Origin of the sequence: Pseudomonas reactans (genome assembly GCF_013385825.1) — a bacterium.
Lineage (GTDB): Bacteria > Pseudomonadota > Gammaproteobacteria > Pseudomonadales > Pseudomonadaceae > Aquipseudomonas > Aquipseudomonas reactans.
In genome coordinates this window covers 363,556-381,852 of record NZ_JACAPG010000011.1, presented here as the reverse complement: position 1 = coordinate 381,852, position 18,297 = coordinate 363,556, and the positions used below count along the sequence as shown (strand labels likewise).

General features: G+C 61.0%; 15 protein-coding genes. 9 read left to right on the top strand and 6 right to left on the bottom strand.

Going from position 1 to position 18,297, the window contains the following annotated elements; translation table 11 throughout:
- Positions 1–76 precede the first annotated feature (76 nt).
- Together HX868_RS13285 and HX868_RS13280 are read right to left on the bottom strand one after the other, a co-directional pair.
- The gene (locus HX868_RS13285; RefSeq protein ID WP_016976716.1) at positions 77–880 is read right to left on the bottom strand and encodes an AraC family transcriptional regulator; all 804 of its coding nucleotides are present in this window, start codon (positions 878–880) and stop codon (positions 77–79) included.
- Positions 881–965: 85 nt separating this feature from the next.
- Positions 966–1,934 carry a hypothetical protein gene (locus HX868_RS13280; protein ID WP_177003163.1) on the bottom strand — a complete coding sequence of 323 codons (969 nt, stop codon included), beginning with the start codon at positions 1,932–1,934 and terminating at the stop codon, positions 966–968.
- A 173-nt stretch (positions 1,935–2,107) separates the two neighbouring features.
- On the opposite strand from HX868_RS13280, the gene HX868_RS13275 reads away from it, so the two are divergent.
- Positions 2,108–3,598 (top strand): PAS domain S-box protein, encoded by a 1,491-nt coding sequence (locus tag HX868_RS13275; RefSeq protein ID WP_177003162.1) that lies wholly within the window; start codon positions 2,108–2,110, stop codon positions 3,596–3,598.
- A gap of 107 nt (positions 3,599–3,705) precedes the next feature.
- A complete protein-coding gene (locus HX868_RS13270; RefSeq protein ID WP_071489650.1) occupies positions 3,706–3,978 on the top strand; it encodes a DUF1652 domain-containing protein in 273 nt (90 codons plus the stop codon).
- Here HX868_RS13270 and HX868_RS13265 read toward each other — a convergent pair.
- The 3 genes from HX868_RS13265 to HX868_RS13255 all read right to left on the bottom strand — a co-directional run bounded on the left by HX868_RS13265 (position 3,941) and on the right by HX868_RS13255 (position 6,193).
- Entirely contained in the window at positions 3,941–5,134 is a 1,194-nt protein-coding gene (locus HX868_RS13265) for an MFS transporter (RefSeq protein ID WP_177003161.1), read from the bottom strand. The two genes, HX868_RS13270 and HX868_RS13265, sit on opposite strands and share 38 nt — an antisense overlap.
- 77 nt (positions 5,135–5,211) lie before the next feature.
- Positions 5,212–5,520: an RcnB family protein gene (locus tag HX868_RS13260; RefSeq protein WP_177003160.1), complete on the bottom strand. Its 309-nt coding sequence runs from the start codon at positions 5,518–5,520 to the stop codon at positions 5,212–5,214.
- Positions 5,521–5,734: 214 nt separating this feature from the next.
- Positions 5,735–6,193, bottom strand: a complete 459-nt coding sequence (locus HX868_RS13255; RefSeq protein WP_177003159.1) for an REP-associated tyrosine transposase — start codon at positions 6,191–6,193, stop codon at positions 5,735–5,737.
- A gap of 311 nt (positions 6,194–6,504) precedes the next feature.
- Between HX868_RS13255 and HX868_RS13250 the strand changes: the two genes are divergently transcribed.
- From HX868_RS13250 to HX868_RS13235, 4 genes are all read left to right on the top strand, one after another.
- Complete coding sequence (locus HX868_RS13250; RefSeq protein WP_095016870.1) at positions 6,505–7,062, top strand: helix-turn-helix domain-containing protein; 558 nt, start codon at positions 6,505–6,507, stop codon at positions 7,060–7,062.
- 11 nt (positions 7,063–7,073) lie between these two features.
- Positions 7,074–8,420 (top strand): type I glutamate--ammonia ligase, encoded by a 1,347-nt coding sequence (locus tag HX868_RS13245; protein ID WP_177003158.1) that lies wholly within the window; start codon positions 7,074–7,076, stop codon positions 8,418–8,420.
- A 34-nt stretch (positions 8,421–8,454) separates the two neighbouring features.
- Positions 8,455–9,555: a DNA alkylation repair protein gene (locus tag HX868_RS13240; protein ID WP_177003157.1), complete on the top strand. Its 1,101-nt coding sequence runs from the start codon at positions 8,455–8,457 to the stop codon at positions 9,553–9,555.
- A 146-nt stretch (positions 9,556–9,701) separates the two neighbouring features.
- Positions 9,702–11,561, top strand: a complete 1,860-nt coding sequence (locus tag HX868_RS13235; RefSeq protein WP_177003156.1) for a DUF3857 domain-containing transglutaminase family protein — start codon at positions 9,702–9,704, stop codon at positions 11,559–11,561.
- Between the two features lie 104 nt (positions 11,562–11,665).
- Here HX868_RS13235 and HX868_RS13230 read toward each other — a convergent pair whose 3' ends face one another.
- The gene (locus tag HX868_RS13230; protein ID WP_177003155.1) at positions 11,666–12,559 is read right to left on the bottom strand and encodes a LysR family transcriptional regulator; all 894 of its coding nucleotides are present in this window, start codon (positions 12,557–12,559) and stop codon (positions 11,666–11,668) included.
- Between the two features lie 129 nt (positions 12,560–12,688).
- Here HX868_RS13230 and HX868_RS13225 point away from each other — a divergent pair, with 129 nt between their 5' ends.
- From HX868_RS13225 to HX868_RS13215, 3 genes are all read left to right on the top strand, one after another.
- Entirely contained in the window at positions 12,689–14,335 is a 1,647-nt protein-coding gene (locus HX868_RS13225) for a GMC family oxidoreductase (RefSeq protein WP_177003154.1), read from the top strand.
- A 157-nt stretch (positions 14,336–14,492) separates the two neighbouring features.
- Entirely contained in the window at positions 14,493–16,118 is a 1,626-nt protein-coding gene (locus HX868_RS13220) for an MFS transporter (protein WP_246355523.1), read from the top strand.
- A gap of 169 nt (positions 16,119–16,287) precedes the next feature.
- On the top strand, positions 16,288–18,237 hold the full coding sequence (locus tag HX868_RS13215; protein ID WP_177003153.1) for a DNA topoisomerase III: 1,950 nt from the start codon (positions 16,288–16,290) through the stop codon (positions 18,235–18,237).
- Positions 18,238–18,297 lie beyond the last annotated feature (60 nt).

Genomic DNA, 18,297 nt, shown 5'->3' with positions numbered 1-18,297 from the left:
GGGGCGCCTAAGATCAAAATCACGATCACGATCACGATCAACAACGGCTCGCTTCGCATTGTGGTTTGTGCTGGTGTCAACTACGGCGCCACTCATCCGGGGAGATGCCCAACACCCGACGGAACACATGGGCCAGGTGCGACGGCGACTCATAACCGACGTTGTTGGCAATCTCCAGCACCGACAGGCGCGTGTGCCTCAGCAGGGTCTGCGCCCGCTCCAGGCGCAGCCGTTGCACGTAAGCCAACACCGTCTCACCGGTGTGCAACGCAAACAGGCGGGTCAGGTGCCGACGCGACATATGGAACACTGCCGCAATCTCATCCAGCCCCGGCGCATGCTCAAGGTTGCCTTCCACATAAGCCTTCACATCGCGCACCAGCATGGCGCCGTGGCGTTCCGTGGACGAGCGCTGCAGGCTCGGCTGGCTGAGGGAAACCGCCAGGCATTCGAGCAGCAGCAAGTGATCGGCCTGGGCCAATTGGCGACGGCGGTCGACATAGGGGTCGGGTTGGCTGAAGGCCTTTTTCGCCAGCAGCAAATGGTGCAGCGGCGCCGAGGTTTGCCAGATGCCCAGGGTGGGCACGCGCAGCAGGCGGTTGGCGTCACCGGACAGGTCACGCAGGGCGTAGCGCATGTAGTCAGGGTCGACGTAGAACGCCAGGTGGCCCTGGCTGGCCGTGAGTGACGATGAGGAATGGCTGCACTGCGGCGGCACCAGCACGAACTGGCGTTCGATCACCGAGGTGGTGCGCCCGCTGTCTTCGTCCTTGAAGCGCAGCAAACCGTGTTCGGGCACCATCAGCATGAACTCGTCATGGGCGTGGGCCCCGGTTTCATAGGCGCCGTTGGAGTTGAAGACGCTGTAGATATCACGCATCGCCAGGCACTGCCGGTGGGTGTTGGAGTGCTGACACTAGCATGTTTGGTGCCAGTGAAAAGCAGCGTCCCTGCTGCAAACCTCGTTAAGCCAACGGCACTCGACGCGTGGTCAGGGCCATGCGCCCCACCAGGAAGCTCAACGCTGCGCCCAGCAGCAACATCGCCAAGGTGCTCCATGCCGCGCGGGAGAGCTGTTGGGCCGCCACTTCGCCGGCTTCACGGGCTTTCTGCTCGGCCTGCTGTTTCAGCTCATCGACCTTCTGCATGGCTTGTTGATAAGCCTGGGCATAGTTGTCGACGATCTGGGTGGCTTCTTCCTTACTCTTGCCGGTGCGGGCCGCAACGATATTGACCAATGCGTCTTTGTCCGCTGCATTCAGCGCGGGCTCACCGGAAGCCTTGACGCGTTCGAACCATTGCTTCAACGCATCGCCAGCCTGGGCAGGGTTGCTGGCTGCGACGGTCGCCGACTGCTTGCCATCGGCAGCGGCCTGGTCGGTTTTCTGTTCGACGTTGGCCGGGTCCAGCTCAGGCTTGCCGCTTTGCTTGAGCAAGGTGTCCAGCTCGCCTTGCAGGCTGTTCCAGTCCAGTTGGATGCCCTGCTCGTTCAACTGCTGCTTGACACTGTCGCCAATGCCCGGTGCTACCGCGGCAATGCCGCTGCCGGCAGCCGACAGGCCTTTACCTACCACATTGCCGGCGGCGCCGACGACACTGGCGGCCAAGCCCGCCAGCAGCCAGGTGGTGAGCAGCGTGGTGAGGGTCCAGGTCAGTACGCCGTGCAGGCCGCCGCGATCAGGGGCCGTGCGGCCGGCCACAAAGGCGCCGAGGCCAACAGCGACCAGGGTCGAGACAAACAGCCAGATCCCGGCGCCGGTGCCGAACCCACTCAAGGGGTTGCCCGCTTGCATGGGGTTGACGGCGCTGGCGCCGATGGCGGTGCCCAACACGCTCAGCACCAGGTAACTCACCAGGGCAATTGCACTCCCGGCCAGTACCGCACTCCAGGACACGCGAAACGGCGAACGGTTGGTTTCATAGACAGGGGTCATGATTGATCCTTTTAGCGTTATTGACCGCCTTAGTCTGGCGAGCCAAGTACCGCTCGTCCCCGCGCAAATGCACCTGGCTGCATAGTGCATTTGCACCCCACCTCAGGCAATTGGTCTGCACTATCCTGAAGCCTCGGTGTCGTAATTCCACGCGCCTAAAACCCGGAGAAACCATGACCCAGGATGTCCTCGCCAAAGAAACCAACCGCCGCCAACTGCAGCAGATTGTCTCCGGGGTATCCGACGGCATCATCCTCGCGGAAGTCGACCAAACCATCCTCTGGGCCAACGAAGCTGCGCTGAACATGCACGGCATCGATGACGTCGCTGCACTGGGTGCCAATACCCAGGCCTACGCCAAACGATTTGCCCTACGCTATCGCAACAACCACCCGGTGCTGTTGGAGAACTACCCCCTCGCCCGCGTCGCCGCTGGCGAAGAGTTCAGTGACGTGGTGGTGGAAGTTTCCCCCACCGACGACGCCGACAGAACCTGGGTCCACCGCCTGCGCAGCCTGGTAATCAGTGACTCCCACGGTGAACCGGAACTACTGGTACTGATCCTCAGTGACGCCACCGAATGGGCCAGCGCCGAACAGCGCTTCGAAAAAACCTTCAATGCCAACCCGGCGCCCGCAGTGATCTGTCGTCTGAGTGACTTGCGCTACATCAAGGTCAACCAGGGTTTCCTGGAAATGACCGGCTACAACCGCGATCAGGTCATCGGTAAATCCGTCTATGAACTGGACGTGCTGGAACAGGCCGAGCGCAAGGACCTGGCCATCCAGCGCCTGGGCGAAGGGGCGACCATCCCGCAGATGCAGGCTGAACTGCGCCTGCCTGAGGGCGGCAGCAAATTGGTGATCGTGGCCGGCCAGCCGTTGGACATGAACGAAGAGGACTGCATGTTGTTTTCGTTCATGGACCTGGAGCCACGGCGCAAGGCAGAAATTGCGCTGCGCCAGAGCGAGGAGCGTTTCGCCAAATCCTTCCGCCTCACGCCCGTGCCGACCCTGGTGTGCAGCGCCGGCAACCGCCAGGTGGTGGACATCAACGAGGCGTTCATGAGCATCACCGGCTATATCAGCGAAGAGCTGATCGGCAAGTCCATTGAAGACATCGACTTTATCGACAGTCCCCAGGCGGGCGCGCAGTTGTTTGCCACCCTGGAAAAAGCCGGCAACCTCGACGGCCAGGACCTCAAGGTGCGCAAGAAAGGCAACGAAGTGATCGACTGTGTGGTGTCCGCCGATACCGTGATCATTGAGGACGTGCCGTGTTACCTGCTGGTGATGATGAACATCACCGAACGCAAACGCTCCGAGCTGGAGTTGGTGGCGGCCATCGAGGAAGTGATGCAGGACGCTTCCTGGTTCAGCCAGACACTGATCGAAAAACTCGCCAACGCCAAGAGCGTCAACAGCCCCCACCAGCCGAATATTGCCTTCACCGACCTCACCGCCCGTGAACGCGATGTCCTGGGTTTGATCTGTGAAGGCCTGGCCGACAAAGAGATCGCCTCACGCCTGAAACTAGCGCCCAACACCGTACGTAACCATGTGGCCACGGTGTACTCGAAATTGGGGGTGCACAGCCGCAGTGCGGCCATTGTCTGGGCCCGTGAACGCGGGCTGTTTGCCGGGGAATTGCGCCTCAAGAAATAGGCCGCGAAAGTGCAAATGCACTAGTGCACCTAGTGCGAATTCGCCTTATTGCAGCGGGCGGCACGCCATAACCTTCAAGCATCGAACTTATGCCTGAAGGAACCCGCATGTTTACCCTCTCTCAACTGCGAAATTGCATCGAAGAAGGCCTGTCGCCGCTGACATGCGAATTCACCCTGTGCCGGGACGCGTCCCTGACCCTCAAGGTCTACGACGCCGAAACCGGCCGTGTGGATCTGGTGGTGACAGGGATCAGCACCAACCGCCTGCAGACCCCGCAAGAAGTGGAAAAGATGGTGGAAGAACTGCGCTACGAACTGCAGAGCAACACCATGGGCAAGCTCACACTGGATGACTTGCCTTCAACGACGCCCCAATGAAATAGAACACCCCGCCCCCCACGATGAACGCCCCCAGCATGTAGAACATGTAGTGGGCCGGCAGGCTGGCCAGCACCAGTCCACATAACACCGGCCCCAACGCGGCGCCCAGGTTGGACAGGTTCTGTGCCCCGTAGTACATGCCGCGCAGGTGGTCCGGGGCAATCCGGTCGATAAACATGTACTCGGCCGGAAACACGATAATCTCCCCCACCGTGAACACCGCCATCGCCAGCACCCACGCCAACAGGCTGGTCGATAACGCGAAACCAATGATCCCCAGCAAGAACATACTCAGGCCTGCTATCAGCCATTGACCCAGATAACGGTGCGAAATGCGCCGCCCGATCACGTATTGCAGAGCAATCACCAGCACCGCATTGGTGGTCAGCACGGCGCTGACCACGGTGTAGGTGTAATCGGCGGTGGTGGTCGTTACCAGGTATTGCGAAAGCCACGCGGTGAACTGGCCGAACACCACGGCACTGAGCACGCCGCCGAGGGTGAAGCAGACCAGGCGATGATCGCTTAAAAGCACCCGGCCGACGGCCAGGAACGGCACCGGCTTTTGCGCGGCATCGACGGTGGCCAGGCTACGGTCGCCCCAGCGCCAGTACAGCAGGAAAAACCCTACACCCAAGAGCGCAGACAGAATAAACGGCAAGCTGATATCCAGCTTGGCAATCATCGCCCCGAAAAAAGGCCCAATCGCATAGCCGATATTGGTCAGGGTGTACTTGATGGAAAACACTTCGCTGCGGGCACCTTCGGGCAACAGGCTGGCAAAGCCGGCTTTGACGGCGATATCGATCACCGCGTAAGCCAGGTTGATCAGGATCAGGCAGGTGTAGAACGCCCAGATAGTCTGCGCCAGTACCGTGCCGATGAAACCCAGCACAAACAGCATGCTCAAGGCCAGCAGTAGCCGGTAGCTATTGATGCGGTCTACGAGAAAGCCGCCGTACACACTGAGCAACGAGCCGACAATCAGCGAACTGCCGATCACCAGGCCGACCTGGGTGATATCGAGGGCGAAGCGATGGCTGAGGTAAATGACCAGATACGGAAACGTGATTGCCTTGGCCAACGTGAGCAGCAACGTGGCAGACAACAACAGATTAACGGTGCGGGGGTAGTTTCTTATTGTGGCAAGCATCCTGCTCTCGATCTTTATAAGGTAACCCGGCCTCTATAGCCGGTTACCTTAACCCAGGGCAATCCACACCAACACTGTCATTTCTTCACGGGGGTGATCTCAAGAATGGTGCCGTTGGTGGTCTTGAGCAACACGAACTTGTCGCCCACCCGCGCCCACTGGCTGTCTTCTTCAGGCTGCTTGAGGCCGCGTTTTTTCCAGTCGCTGACCGCCGACTCCTTGCGCATCAGAATATCGGGCGCGCGGTCACCTTCTTTCAGGTCACGGGTGTTGATGTTGGAAGGTTGCACGGTTTCCTGAGGTGTATCACCGGCCTGCACGACAAAACTGACAGTGGACAGGCTGGTGGCGACCAGCAGCGAGGCGATCAGGGATTTGGACTTCATGGGTGCTCCTTCAATGAATGATGCGTACCCAGGTTCGGACCGCTGCCGCGCATGATCATTCAATCCACCTGTGGCGAGGGAGCTTGCTCCCGCTGGGCTGCGCAGCAGACCCAAAAAACGTCAGCGCGACCTGCCTGTACGAACACGGTGTTTGAGTTGGGGCCGCTTCGCGCCCCAGCGGGAGCAAGCTCCCTCGCCACAGGGTGATGGGCCGTCATAACCAGGCGGCGTCCCAGAGTGGGTAGTCGCCTATGCGCTCCACCAAACCCGCCCGCAAGGGGTTACCGATGATGTAGCGTGCGATGGGAATAAGGTCTTCTTCGGCACGCGCTGCACGGTCATGGTACCCACTCTGCCAAAAAGCACCCTGTGTGCCACAGGCACGATTGATCGCCAGCGTACTCCTTGATTTCACCCTCTGCATAACCTGGGGCAACGATGCATCCCGCAATTCAAACAGCCAATGGAAATGATCCGGCATGATGACCCATGCGAGGGATTCAACCCTGCCGAGGTCATGGGCCTGTTTGAGTTCTGCCACCAATAACCGCCCCAGATAAAAGTCGGTAAATACTGGCTGGCGTTGGTAAACCACTACGGTCACCAAATAGGCACGGCCTGCTTCTGAATAGCGACCACGACGCAACAGATGAGAATTGGGCTTCTGCAGCAACTCACTGCTCCTGTGAATGGATAAGCGATCAATTCAAGCTAGCAGTCACCGCCCATCTTTCTGCTCAGTTCAATTTCCTCATGTTTCACCCCCCATTGTGGCGAGGGAGCTTGCTCCCGCTGGGGTGCGCAGCAGCCCCAAAAAACGTCAGCGCGACCTGCCTGAACGAACACGGTGTTGGAATTGGGGCCGCTTCGCGCCCCAGCGGGAGCAAACTCCCTCGCCACAGGGGACTCAGCCGCGGCAGATATCTCATTGCCTTCGTGAAATAAAACATGTAATTTTTCATGAAATTTATCGAAATAAATTTCATGACACCCCAAGAAGAACTTGCCGCCCTCGCCGCGCTGATCCACGACCTGCGTAAGCACAAGAAGCTCACCCTCGCCCAGCTCGCGCAAAAAATCGAGCGCTCGGTGGGTTTCCTGTCCCAGGTCGAACGTGGCCTGTCCCGCCCGACCGTGGCCGATCTCACTGCCATCAGTCACGCCCTCGACGTGCCCACCACCTATTTCTACAGCCAGCCCAAGCCCAAGGCTGTGGACTGGATTACCCGTCCCAATGAACGGCGCACGGTGTACTACGCCAATGGCATCACCGACATCCTCGTCTCTCCGAGCATGAACGGCGCCTTTTCGATGCTCGACAGCCTGTTGGCGCCTGGCGCCAACAGCGGTGAACAAACCATGAGTGATCGCGCCGAACAAGCCGGTTTTGTGCTGGAAGGCGAGTTGACCTTGTGGGTCGAGGGTGAGGCCGACTCGGTCACCCTCGGCCCAGGCGACAGTTTCCACCTGGCCAGCTTCGCCCATTGCCGCTATGCCAACCTGACCGACCTGCCCGCCCGCGTGTTGTGGGTTTACAACTAGGAGCTGCACCCGTGAAAAGCCATGCCTCCACGTTACTGGCCGAAGTACGGACCTTTCGCCAGAACCACCCCGACGTGCGTTATGTCGACCTGATCGCCCTGGACATTCCCGGGCACTTCTACGGCAAACGCTACCCCGTCGAGATGCTGGAAAAAGTCGCCGCCGGCAGCCCGCTGAAGCTACCGCAGAACGCCGTGCTGCTCGGGGCTCAGGGCGGGTTGTTCAAAATTGGCGACTATTGCTTCAACGACGGCGACCCGGATGCCAACCGCCGCCTGGTGCCTGGCACGCTCAAGCCAGTGAGCTGGGAGTCGCAGCCCTTGGGCCAGATGCTGATCACCTCGGACGGCACCGAAGCGCCCATCGAATTCGAACCCCGCGAAGTGCTGGCCAAGGTGCTGGAGCGTCTGCAACACAAGGGCATCCACCCGGTGGTGGCGTTTGAACTGGAGTTCTATCTGTTCGACAAAAAGCTCGACAACGGCCTGCCGCAATTCGCCCGCGACCCACTGAGCGATGACCCCGACGACCAGCCCAACCTGCATATCGAACGGCTGTCGCGCTTTGGCGAAGTGCTCGACGACATGGCGCAAACCGCCAAGGACCAGGGCATCGATATCACGGTGATCACTGCCGAGATCGGCCCCGGCCAGTTCGAGATCAACTTCGGCCACCTCGACGATGGCCTGCGCGCCGCCGACTGGGCCGCCCTGTTCTGCCGCAGCACCCGTGGCGTGGCGCTCAAGCACGGTTACCGCGCCAGCTTCATGGCCAAGCCGTACCTGCAATACCCGGGTAGCGGCATGCATGTGCATGTCAGCCTGTACGACGGCGCGGGCAATAACCTGCTGGCAGCGCACCAACAGCAACCGTTGCGCCACGCCGTGGCCGGCTGCCTGGAATTGTTGCCCCATTGCATGCCGATCTTCTCGCCCAACCACAATGCCTTCCGCCGCCTGGGCGGTACGGTCACCGCCGCCACCCGCGCCAGTTGGGGCTTTGAAGACCGTGACGCGTGCGTGCGCATTCCCGAGTCCGACCCACGCAACCTGCGCATCGAGCACCGGCTGGCCAGCGCCGATGCCAACCCGTACCTGGTGCTGGCGGCGATCCTTGTCGGCCTGGAGCACGGCCTGGAAGCCAAGCGCGAACCTATCGCCCCGCTAAACGAGGACCGCAACAGCGGCACCGACTTCCCGCTGGACATGCTCGACGCCGTGCGCGCCATGCAGCATCAAGCGGTATTGCGCGATAAGCTGGGCGCCGAATTTGTCGACGTGTACTGCGAAAACAAACGCCAGGACCACCTGGCCTTCCAGCAAGAGATCAACGCGCGGGAATACCGCTGGTTTCTCTAACCGCCACTATCTCTAACCGCCACCGGAATCACCGATGACCGACCAAAGCGCCCCGGCCCTCAAGGAAATCTTCAACGTCGAACGCCTGCAACACATCGCCGATGAAATGACAGCGGTGTACCCGGCGTTCGACGCCAAGGGCTTCCTCAAGCACGCCAAGGCCGGGTTGGCCGAGTTGTCGGTGATGCAGCGCATGGCGCGGGTCAGCGAAAGCCTGCACGCGGTGATCCCGCTGGATTATCCGCAGACCCTCATGCTGCTGCATGCCCTGGCGCCGCGCCTGAACAGTGCGTTTGTCAGCCTGTTCCTGCCGCATTTCGTGGCAAGTTACGGGTTGCACGACTTCAAGCGCTCCATGGCTGCTCTTAAATATTTCACCACCTTCGGTTCCGCTGAATTCGCCATCCGTCACTTTCTGCTGCACGACTTCCCGCGCACGCTGGCCGTGATGCAAGCCTGGTCGCTGGATGACAACGAACATGTGCGCCGCCTGGCCAGTGAAGGTTCACGTCCGCGCCTGCCTTGGTCATTCCGCCTGGCCGAAGTGCAGGCCAACCCCGAGCTGTGCGCATCGATCCTCGACAACCTCAAGGCCGATAACAGCCTCTACGTACGCAAGTCCGTGGCCAACCACCTCAATGACATCACCAAGGACCACCCGGAATGGGTGCTCAGCCTGATCGAAGGCTGGAACCTGGATAACCCGCACACCGCGTGGATCGCCCGCCACGCCCTGCGCAGCCTGATCAAGCAAGGCAACACCCGCGCGCTGACGATCATGGGTGCGGGCGCCAAGGCCGAGGTGAAGATCCACCATCTACAGGTCACGCCGGCGGTGATCAACCTGGGCGACCGCATCAACCTGTCGTTCAGCCTGGAGTCCACCGCCACTACCCCACAGAAACTGGTGGTGGACTACGCCATCGACTACTTGAAAAGCGCCGGCCACAGTGCCGCAAAGGTCTTCAAGCTCAAGGCGTTTACTCTCGGCGCTGGCGAACTTCACAGCATCCGACGTGAGCAACATATCCGCGAGCTGACTACGCGTAAGCATTACCCCGGCAAGCATGTCGTCCATGTGTTGATCAACGGCGAGAGGCTTGCCAGTGCCGACTTCGAACTGCGAAACAGCTGACACAAATCAAAGAAAAGGCTCTAGCACGGTCCTTTCAGCTACATAAATTGTCGAACAATCCTGGCTTTCTCAGTTGCGATCCATTATCATCCAGCGCCTTCTCGCTACCCATTGGGTAGCCGTTTCAATGTGTCACCGAGGCGCCCATGTACCGTTTTTCGTTTCACCGCCCCCTGATTGCCATCAGCCTGGGGCTTGTTGCTCCTGGCGTGTTTGCCGCACTGCAACCGCTGGCCGAAGCACCACTGGCCAGCGACACCGAGTTGCACTGCCACTTCAACCGCGACGCCAGTACCGACTGCACCACCACCTACCGCTATACGATCCTCAAGCCGAGCGGCCGCGAAATGCTCTCGCGCATCGACTTCGATTATTCCGAAGGCGACACCTTTGAAGTGATCAGCGCGCAGTCCACCCAGCCCGGCGCCAAGCCAGTGGCGCTGGATGCAACGCAGATCGACACCCGCACCGCGCCCAATCCGGACCAGGGCTTCAGCCGCAACAAACAGACCTCGCTGGCCTTCCCCAACCTGCGCGTCGGCACGCAGATTCGCTACACCGTACGCGAGCACCACGCCGCCAAACCCTTGATGACCCAGTTTCACTACGTGCTCAAATTCGGCGCCAGCCCGGCGCGGCGCGACCGATTCAAGGCGCGGTTTACCGCAGAGCGACCGATACAGTGGCGCAGCGAACTGTTCGAGGGTTTCAGCGTAACGCCGTCGCAGAATGGCAAGACCCTGGACGTGGTGCAAAAGGCCCCGACCTACCTCAACTACATCAACGAGGCCTCCAACGCCGCGTTGCTGCGCATCCCGCGTATCGAGGTGGGCAGTGCTCTGGAGCGCCAGGCGTACTTCGGGGCGTTCGCTCAGCGCTACAACCAGATCCTCGGGGCCAACCTGCCATCGCAAAGTGCTGCTGCCGTGGTTGCCGTGCGCGGTTTGGCGCCGGCCGAACAGGTCGCGGCATTGATGCAGCACATCAACGATCACTATCGCTACCTGGGTGATTGGCGTGCGACAGAGCGCGGCTACGTGCCCTTTAACCTCGCTGAAATCGAACTGCACGGTTATGGCGACTGCAAGGACCTGGCAATCCTGCTGACCGCCTTGCTCAAGACCAGTGGCATCAAGGCCGAAACCGCCTGGGTCAGCCGGGGCGATGTGGTCGAGTCGCTACTGATCCCCGGCACCCAGGCGCCGAACCACGCCATCGTGCGCGCCGAAGTGGACGGCCAGGTGTGGTGGCTCGACCCGACCAACCCGGTGTTCGCCCCCGGCCAGGTCATGCCCGATATCCAGGACCGCTGGGTGCTGGTCAACGACGCCCAGAGTCAGGTGCGCGAGGAACATATCCCACTGGAACGCCCCGAAACCACCCTGCGCCTGGACAAACAGGTGCACTACGACAAACAAGGCGACGGCGCGACCCAGGCCACGATCACCTTCAGCCGCCTGCCGCTGATGCAACTGAGTGTCGCCGACCGCCAGCAAGGCAGCACCGCCACCGACCAGGACATCTGCGCCAACTTCGGCAACGAGATCAGCGACTGCCAGATCACTCGCCCGGCCACCGGCTTTGTGGTGCATGACGGCTACACCGTCACGGCCAAAATGAATGATCAGCGTGCGCTGGAAAAGCTGGCGAATGACTACGTATATAGCGATGAATCGCTCAAGGGTCGTTGGGATGGTTTTATCAACTACCGCCGCCAAGGGCAGCAGGCCGAGCTAGATCTGGGCAACCCGCAAACCCATGACTACAGCATCACCCTGAGCGGCGGGCGGATGGAAAAAACCATCCCGGGTTGCCAGGTGCGTTCTCCGTGGTATGACTTGGATCTGCAGGGTTCGCAGGAGAATGGCGGGCTGCGTTATCACTATCGCCTGAGCCAGAAGGTGCGTTGGTTGAGCCATGATGAGATTGTCAGCAAGGCGTTCGGGAAAATGATCGAGGATGCACGGGCTTGCGCGGAGCAGGTGCATCAGGTGGTGAAACTCTAACCCTATTTTGTAGGAGCCAGCTTGCTCGCGAAGAAACCTGGGAGCGCCGCGCTAAATCATGAACGCTGCGTTATCGTTGACGTTCTTCGCGAGCAAGCTCGCTGCTACATAGGCTCGCCAAGCAACAAGCGTTGCTCTCGCGCACACAACTCCACCACGTAATCCCACAACACCCGCAGCCGCACCGACTTGTGCAACTCCCGGCGCGAACTGATCCAGTAACTGCGCTGGATCCCCTCCCCCGGCAGCAACGGCACCAACTCCGGATCGCCCGACGCCATGAAGCATGGCAGCACCGCAATCCCCAACCCGGAGCGCGCGGCCTGGTGCTGGGCAATCACGCTAGTGCTGTGGAACACCACCTTGGGGTTGCGGCAGAAGCTGCTGAGGAACTTGAGTTCCTGGCTGAACAGCAAGTCGTCCACGTAATCGATCCACGCATGTGCCGCAAGGTCTTCGCGTTTCTCGATGGGTGGGTTGCGGTCCAGGTAGGCGCGGCTGGCGTAGAGGGCCAGGCGATAGTCGGTGAGTTTGCGGGTGACCAGTTGATCGACGCTGGGGCGTTCGAGGTGGATGCTGATTTCCGCTTCGCGGTTGAGAATGCTGACAAAGCGCGGCACCGCCACCAACTCCACTTCCAGCCCAGGGTAGCGATCAAATAGCCCACCCATGCGACTGGCCAGGAACATCACGCCCAAGCCTTCGGCCACGCCGAGGCGGATCTTGCCCAAGGGCGCGGCGGAGTGAGTCAGTTCGTCTTCAGCCAGCAGCGCGACGTTTTCCATGGCTTCGGCGTGCTTGAGCAGCGCTTCGCCGGCAGGCGTCAACTCGTAGCCCTGCGCGTGCTGTACGAACAGCGCGGTGCCGAGGCTTTTCTCGATCGCCTCGATATGCCGGGCCACGGTGGCGTGCGTGGTTTTCAGACGTTGCGCGGCGGTGAGCAAGCGGCCGCTGCGCTGCAGCTCCAGAAAATACCGCAGGTCGTTCCAGTCGAACATGACGCCTCCATTGCATGAGCCTCGGCGGTGCTGTTTAAAAACGCACAGCAGCTGGGTAAAAACTAACATTTTTAAGACGAAAACTAACAACTAGGATGGAGCCAATAAGAAAAACAAGCGAGGCCTCAGATGCCCATTGCAACTGCTGAATACGATTACATCGTCGTAGGCGCCGGCCCCGCGGGCTGCCTGCTGGCCAATCGACTGTCCGCCAACCCCGCTCACCGCGTGCTGCTGCTTGAAGCCGGCGGCCGTGACAACTACCCCTGGATCCACATTCCCGTCGGCTACCTGTTCTGCATCGGCAACCCACGCACCGACTGGTGTTTCAAGACCGAAGCCCAGGAAGGCCTGCAAGGCCGTGCGCTGAGTTACCCACGGGGCAAGGTGCTGGGCGGCTGCTCCTCCATCAACGGCATGATCTACATGCGCGGCCAGGCCCGGGATTACGACGGCTGGGCCGCAGAAGGCAATGCGGGTTGGGCCTGGAAAGACGTGCTGCCGCTGTTCAAGCAGAGCGAAAACCATTTTGCTGGCGGCTCGGAATTCCACAGCGATGGCGGTGAATGGCGCGTCGAACAGCAGCGCCTGCACTGGCCGATCCTCGATGCCTTCCGTGATGCGGCGGCGCAAAGTGGTATTGCCAACATCAATGACTTCAACCAGGGCGACAACGAAGGCTGCGGGTACTTCCAGGTCAACCAGAAAGCCGGCGTACGCTGGAATGCGGCCAAGGCGTTTCTCAAGCCGGTTCGCCAGCGCCCCAACCTCACGGTGATGACCGAAGTGGAGGTCGACCGCGTGCTGCTGGAAAACGGCCGTGCCTCCCAGGTGATCGGGCGCCAGCAGGGCCAGCAGCTGAGTTGGAAGGCCCGCAAGGAGATCGTCCTGTGCGCTGGCTCCGTGGGGTCGCCAGGCATCTTGCAGCGTTCAGGAATCGGTCCGTCCAGTGTGCTCAAACCCTTAGGCATCGACGTCCTGCATGAACTGCCGGGCGTTGGTGGCAACCTGCAGGACCACCTGCAACTGCGGCTGATCTACAAACTGGAAAACGCCCGCACCCTCAACCAGATCGCCGGCACGCTATGGGGCAAGATGGGCATGGGCCTGCGCTACCTGTATGACCGTAGCGGCCCATTGTCGATGGCGCCCAGCCAGCTCGGCGCCTTCGCCCGCTCGGGTCCGGAACAGACCTCGGCCAACCTCGAATACCACGTGCAGCCGCTGTCACTTGAGCGTTTCGGCGAACCGCTGCATGCATTCCCGGCGTTCACCGCATCGGTCTGCGACTTGCGCCCGCAAAGTCGCGGGCGCATCGACATTCGCTCGGCCAACCCAGCGGATGCACCGCTGATCCGCCCCAATTACCTGAGCCATCCGGAGGACTTGCGGGTGGCCGCCGACGCGATCCGCCTGACGCGCCGCATTGTTGCCGCACCGGCCCTGAGCCAGTTCAAACCGGTGGAATACCTGCCGGGGGATTCGCTGCAAAGCGAGGAAGAACTGCACGAAGCCGCCGCGCGCATCGGGACGACCATCTTCCATCCGGTCGGCACCTGCCGCATGGGCAGCGATAAAGACGCGGTGGTGGACGCGCAACTGCGGGTGCATGGCGTGCCTGGTTTGCGCATTGCCGATGCCTCTGTCATGCCGCGCATCACGTCCGGCAATACCTGTTCACCGACGCTGATGATCGCGGAGAAGGCCGCGCAGCTGATCCTTTCACCGAACACAAGGAACCTTGCTCCCGAGAGAGAAATGACCGCACACGTATGACACGTAGGAGCCCGGCTTGCCGGCGATAGCGATCTCAGGATTTATCGATGACTTGAGAGCGCCATCGCTGGCAAGCCAGCTCCTACACAGGAAAACCGGCGCTGAGGTTGGCGCCGACAGTGGAACAACAATAAATAATCACTGTGAGGGCTACCCGATGTCAGAACATGCTCAACCCCTGGGTTCGGCGGTCAACACCGTCATCACCCGCAACGACTCAAAGAAGGTCATCTTCGCCTCGTCCCTGGGGACGGTGTTCGAGTGGTATGACTTTTTCCTCTACGGCGCCCTCGCGGCGGTGATCAGCAAGCAGTTCTTTGCCGGGGTCAACGACACCACGGCGTTCATCTTTGCCTTGATGGCCTTTGCGGCCGGCTTTGTGGTGCGGCCGTTCGGCGCGCTGGTGTTTGGCCGCCTGGGCGACATGATCGGGCGCAAATACACCTTCCTCGTCACCATCATCTTGATGGGCGTGGCGACCTTCTGTGTCGGGCTGTTGCCGACTTACGCGAGCATCGGCATTGCGGCGCCGATCATCCTGATTGTGCTGCGCATGCTGCAAGGCCTGGCACTGGGCGGTGAATACGGCGGCGCAGCGACCTACGTGGCGGAACATGCGCCCGCCGGCAAACGCGGCTTCCACACCAGCTGGATTCAATCCACTGCGACCCTCGGCCTGCTGCTGTCACTGCTGGTGGTGTTGGCCTGCCGTTACTTCACCGGTGACCAGTTCGAAGTGTGGGGCTGGCGTATTCCGTTCCTGTTCTCCATCGTGCTGTTGGGTATTTCCACCTGGATCCGCATGAGCCTGCATGAGTCGCCGGCGTTCCTCAAAATGAAAGAGGAAGGCAAGGCCAGCAAGTCGCCGATCCGCGATTCATTCGGAAAATGGGAAAACCTCAAGATCGTGCTGATCGCCCTGTTCAGCATCAACGGCGGCCAGGCGGTGACCTTCTACGCGGCGCAGTTCTATGTGCTGTTCTTCCTCACCCAGTTCCTGAAGATGGACCCGGCCCTGGCCAACATGCTGTTGATCATCAGCGTGGTGATCGGCGCGCCGTTCTTTATCTTCTTCGGCTGGCTGTCGGACAAGGTGGGCCGCAAGCCGGTGCTGATGCTCGGCCTGCTGCTGGCGACCGCGCTGTACTTCCCGATCTTCAAGAGCCTGGCGCACTACACCAACCCGGCGATGGACCAGGCCAGCAACCAGGCCCCGATCACCGTGCTGGCCGACCCGGCCACCTGCACCTTCCAGTTCGACCCGGTGGGCAAGGCGAAATTCGACAGCCCCTGCGACAAGGTCAAGACCTTCCTGGTCAAGCAGGGCCTGCCCTACAGCAGCGCCGCGGCACCCGCAGGCAGCCCGGTGCAGGTGAGCGTGGGCGACGTGCGTATCGAAGGGTTTGACGAAAAAGCCCTGCGCGGCGCCGTGACCCTGGCCGGCTACCCGTCGTCGGCGGATGTGGCCCAGGTCAACAAGACCATGGTGGTGGTGCTGATCGTGGCGCTGATCCTGATTGCCGCCATGTGCTACGGCCCCCTGGCTGCGTTGATGGTGGAGTTGTTCCCGACCCGCATCCGCTACACCTCGATGTCCCTGCCCTACCACATCGGTAACGGATGGTTTGGCGGGTTCCTGCCGACCGTGTCGTTCGCGCTGGTGGTGTACACCGGCGATATCTTCTACGGCCTGTGGTACCCGGTGGTGGTGACCGGGGTGAGCCTGATCGTGGGGCTGTTCTGCCTTAAAGAAACGCGGCATGTGGATATTGATAACAATTGAATCAGCTTTAAGGGGGATAGCTGCAAGCTGCAAGTAAACGCTGACCGGCTTTTACTTGCAGCTTGCAGCTTGAAACTTATAGCTGTACATCCATCCAGATAAAGGTTGATCAAACCTCTTCTTTTGCCCATGCTTCAACCCATTCAACGGCGTAACGAACGGGCTGAGTATGCGGCTGTACCTCTGTGAAAAACCTTCCCAGGCCAAGGATATAGCGGCCGTACTCGGCGCCAGTCGTCGGGGCGATGGCTGCTGGCTGGGCAATGGCGTCACGGTCACCTGGTGCATCGGCCACCTGCTGGAAACCGCCCCGCCCGACGCCTACGACGAAAAGTACAAACGCTGGGTGCTGGCCGACCTGCCCATCGTCCCGGAAAAATGGAAGATGCGCGTCAAACCCAAGACCGCCAGCCAGTTCAAGGCGGTCAAGCGTTTGCTGGGAGAAGCCCAGGAACTGGTGATCGCCACCGACGCCGACCGCGAAGGCGAGATGATCGCGCGTGAGCTGGTGGAGCATTGCCGCTATCGCGGGCCGATCCAACGGCTGTGGCTGTCAGCGCTGGACGACGCGTCCATCCGCAAGGCTTTAGCGGCCCTCAAGCCCGGTGCCGAAACCTTCAGCCTGTACCACTCGGCCCTGGGCCGTTCCCGCGCCGACTGGCTGATCGGCATGAACATGAGTCGCCTGTTTACCTTGCTGGGGCGCCAATCCGGTTATCAGGGCGTGCTGCCCGTGGGTCGCGTGCAAACGCCGACCTTGCGCCTGGTGGTGGACCGCGACCGCAGCATTGCCGATTTTGTGCCGGTGGCGTACTGGGCGATTGATGTCGACTTGCGCCATAACGGCATGACCTTCACCGCTCAATGGCGCGCAGCCGAGGATGCCTGTGATGACCAGGGCCGCTGCCTCAACCCGCAACTGGCGCGAGACGCTGCCGACGCGATGCGCAACGCCGCCACCGCAAGGCTGGTAAAGCTGCGTACCGAACGCATGCGCGAAGTGGCACCCCTGCCCTTCGATCTCGGCACCCTGCAGGAAATCTGCTCCAAGAAGCTCGGCCTCGGCGCCCAGGAAACCCTGGATATTGCCCAGTCGCTGTATGAAACCCACAAGGCCATCACCTACCCGCGCAGTGATTGCGGCTACCTGCCGTTGAGTCAGCACAGCGACGCGCCGAAGATTCTCGCTGCGTTGGGGCGTGCTGATACAGCGGTGAACGAGCTGATGCCGCATATCGACCCGCAGCGTCGCTCACGGGCATGGAATGACGCCAAGGTCAGCGCCCACCACGGCATCATCCCGACCGGCGCCGGCAAGGACGTGGGGCAACTCACCGGCAAGCATCGCGCGGTGTACACCTTGATTCGGGCACGCTACCTGGCGCAGTTCCTGCCCAACCATGAATACGATCGTACCCAGGCGGATTTCGACTGTGCAGGCCAAGCGTTGCGCGCGGTGGGCAAAGTCGTGATCGAAGCGGGCTGGAAACGCGCCTTGCCAGAAGCCCTGGCGCCGGCGAAAGGGCGTGAAGCGCCAGCCCCACAAGCATTGCCGGCATTGGTACAGGGCCAGGACTATGCCGTGGCCAAGGTCAACCTCAAGGACCTGTGGACCCAACCGCCCAAGCCCTTTACCGAAGGCGACCTGATCAAGGCGATGAAAAACGTCGCCAAGCTGGTGGAAGACCCACTGCTCAAGCAAAAACTCAAGGACACCACCGGCATCGGCACCGAAGCCACCCGCGCGGGCATCATCCAGGGCCTGTTGGACCGTGGCTACCTGGTGAAGAACGGCAAGGCGCTGTCGGCCACCCCGGCAGCATTAAGCCTGATCGACGCGGTACCCCGCGCTATCGCAGACCCCGGCACCACGGCGATCTGGGAGCAGGCGCTGGACATGGTGCAAAGCGGCGAAATGAGCCTGGAAGAATTCGTGGCCAAGCAGGTGGCCTGGATGAGCAAGCAAGTGGCACGCTGCAATGGCCTGCGCATGACCATCACCGGCCCGGCCAGTCCGGCAGGCCGAGGTGCCGCGCCGTGGAAAAAGAAGCGCAAAAGCGCACCACGCAAAGCGGGGGCCAGCCCCAAACGGACGAAAAAGCCGACAACTGCGGGGTAAAACCCGAAAAAATCCGGCGAATGACGTTTTTCGACGGGTTTAGCGCCGCTTTGGACCTTG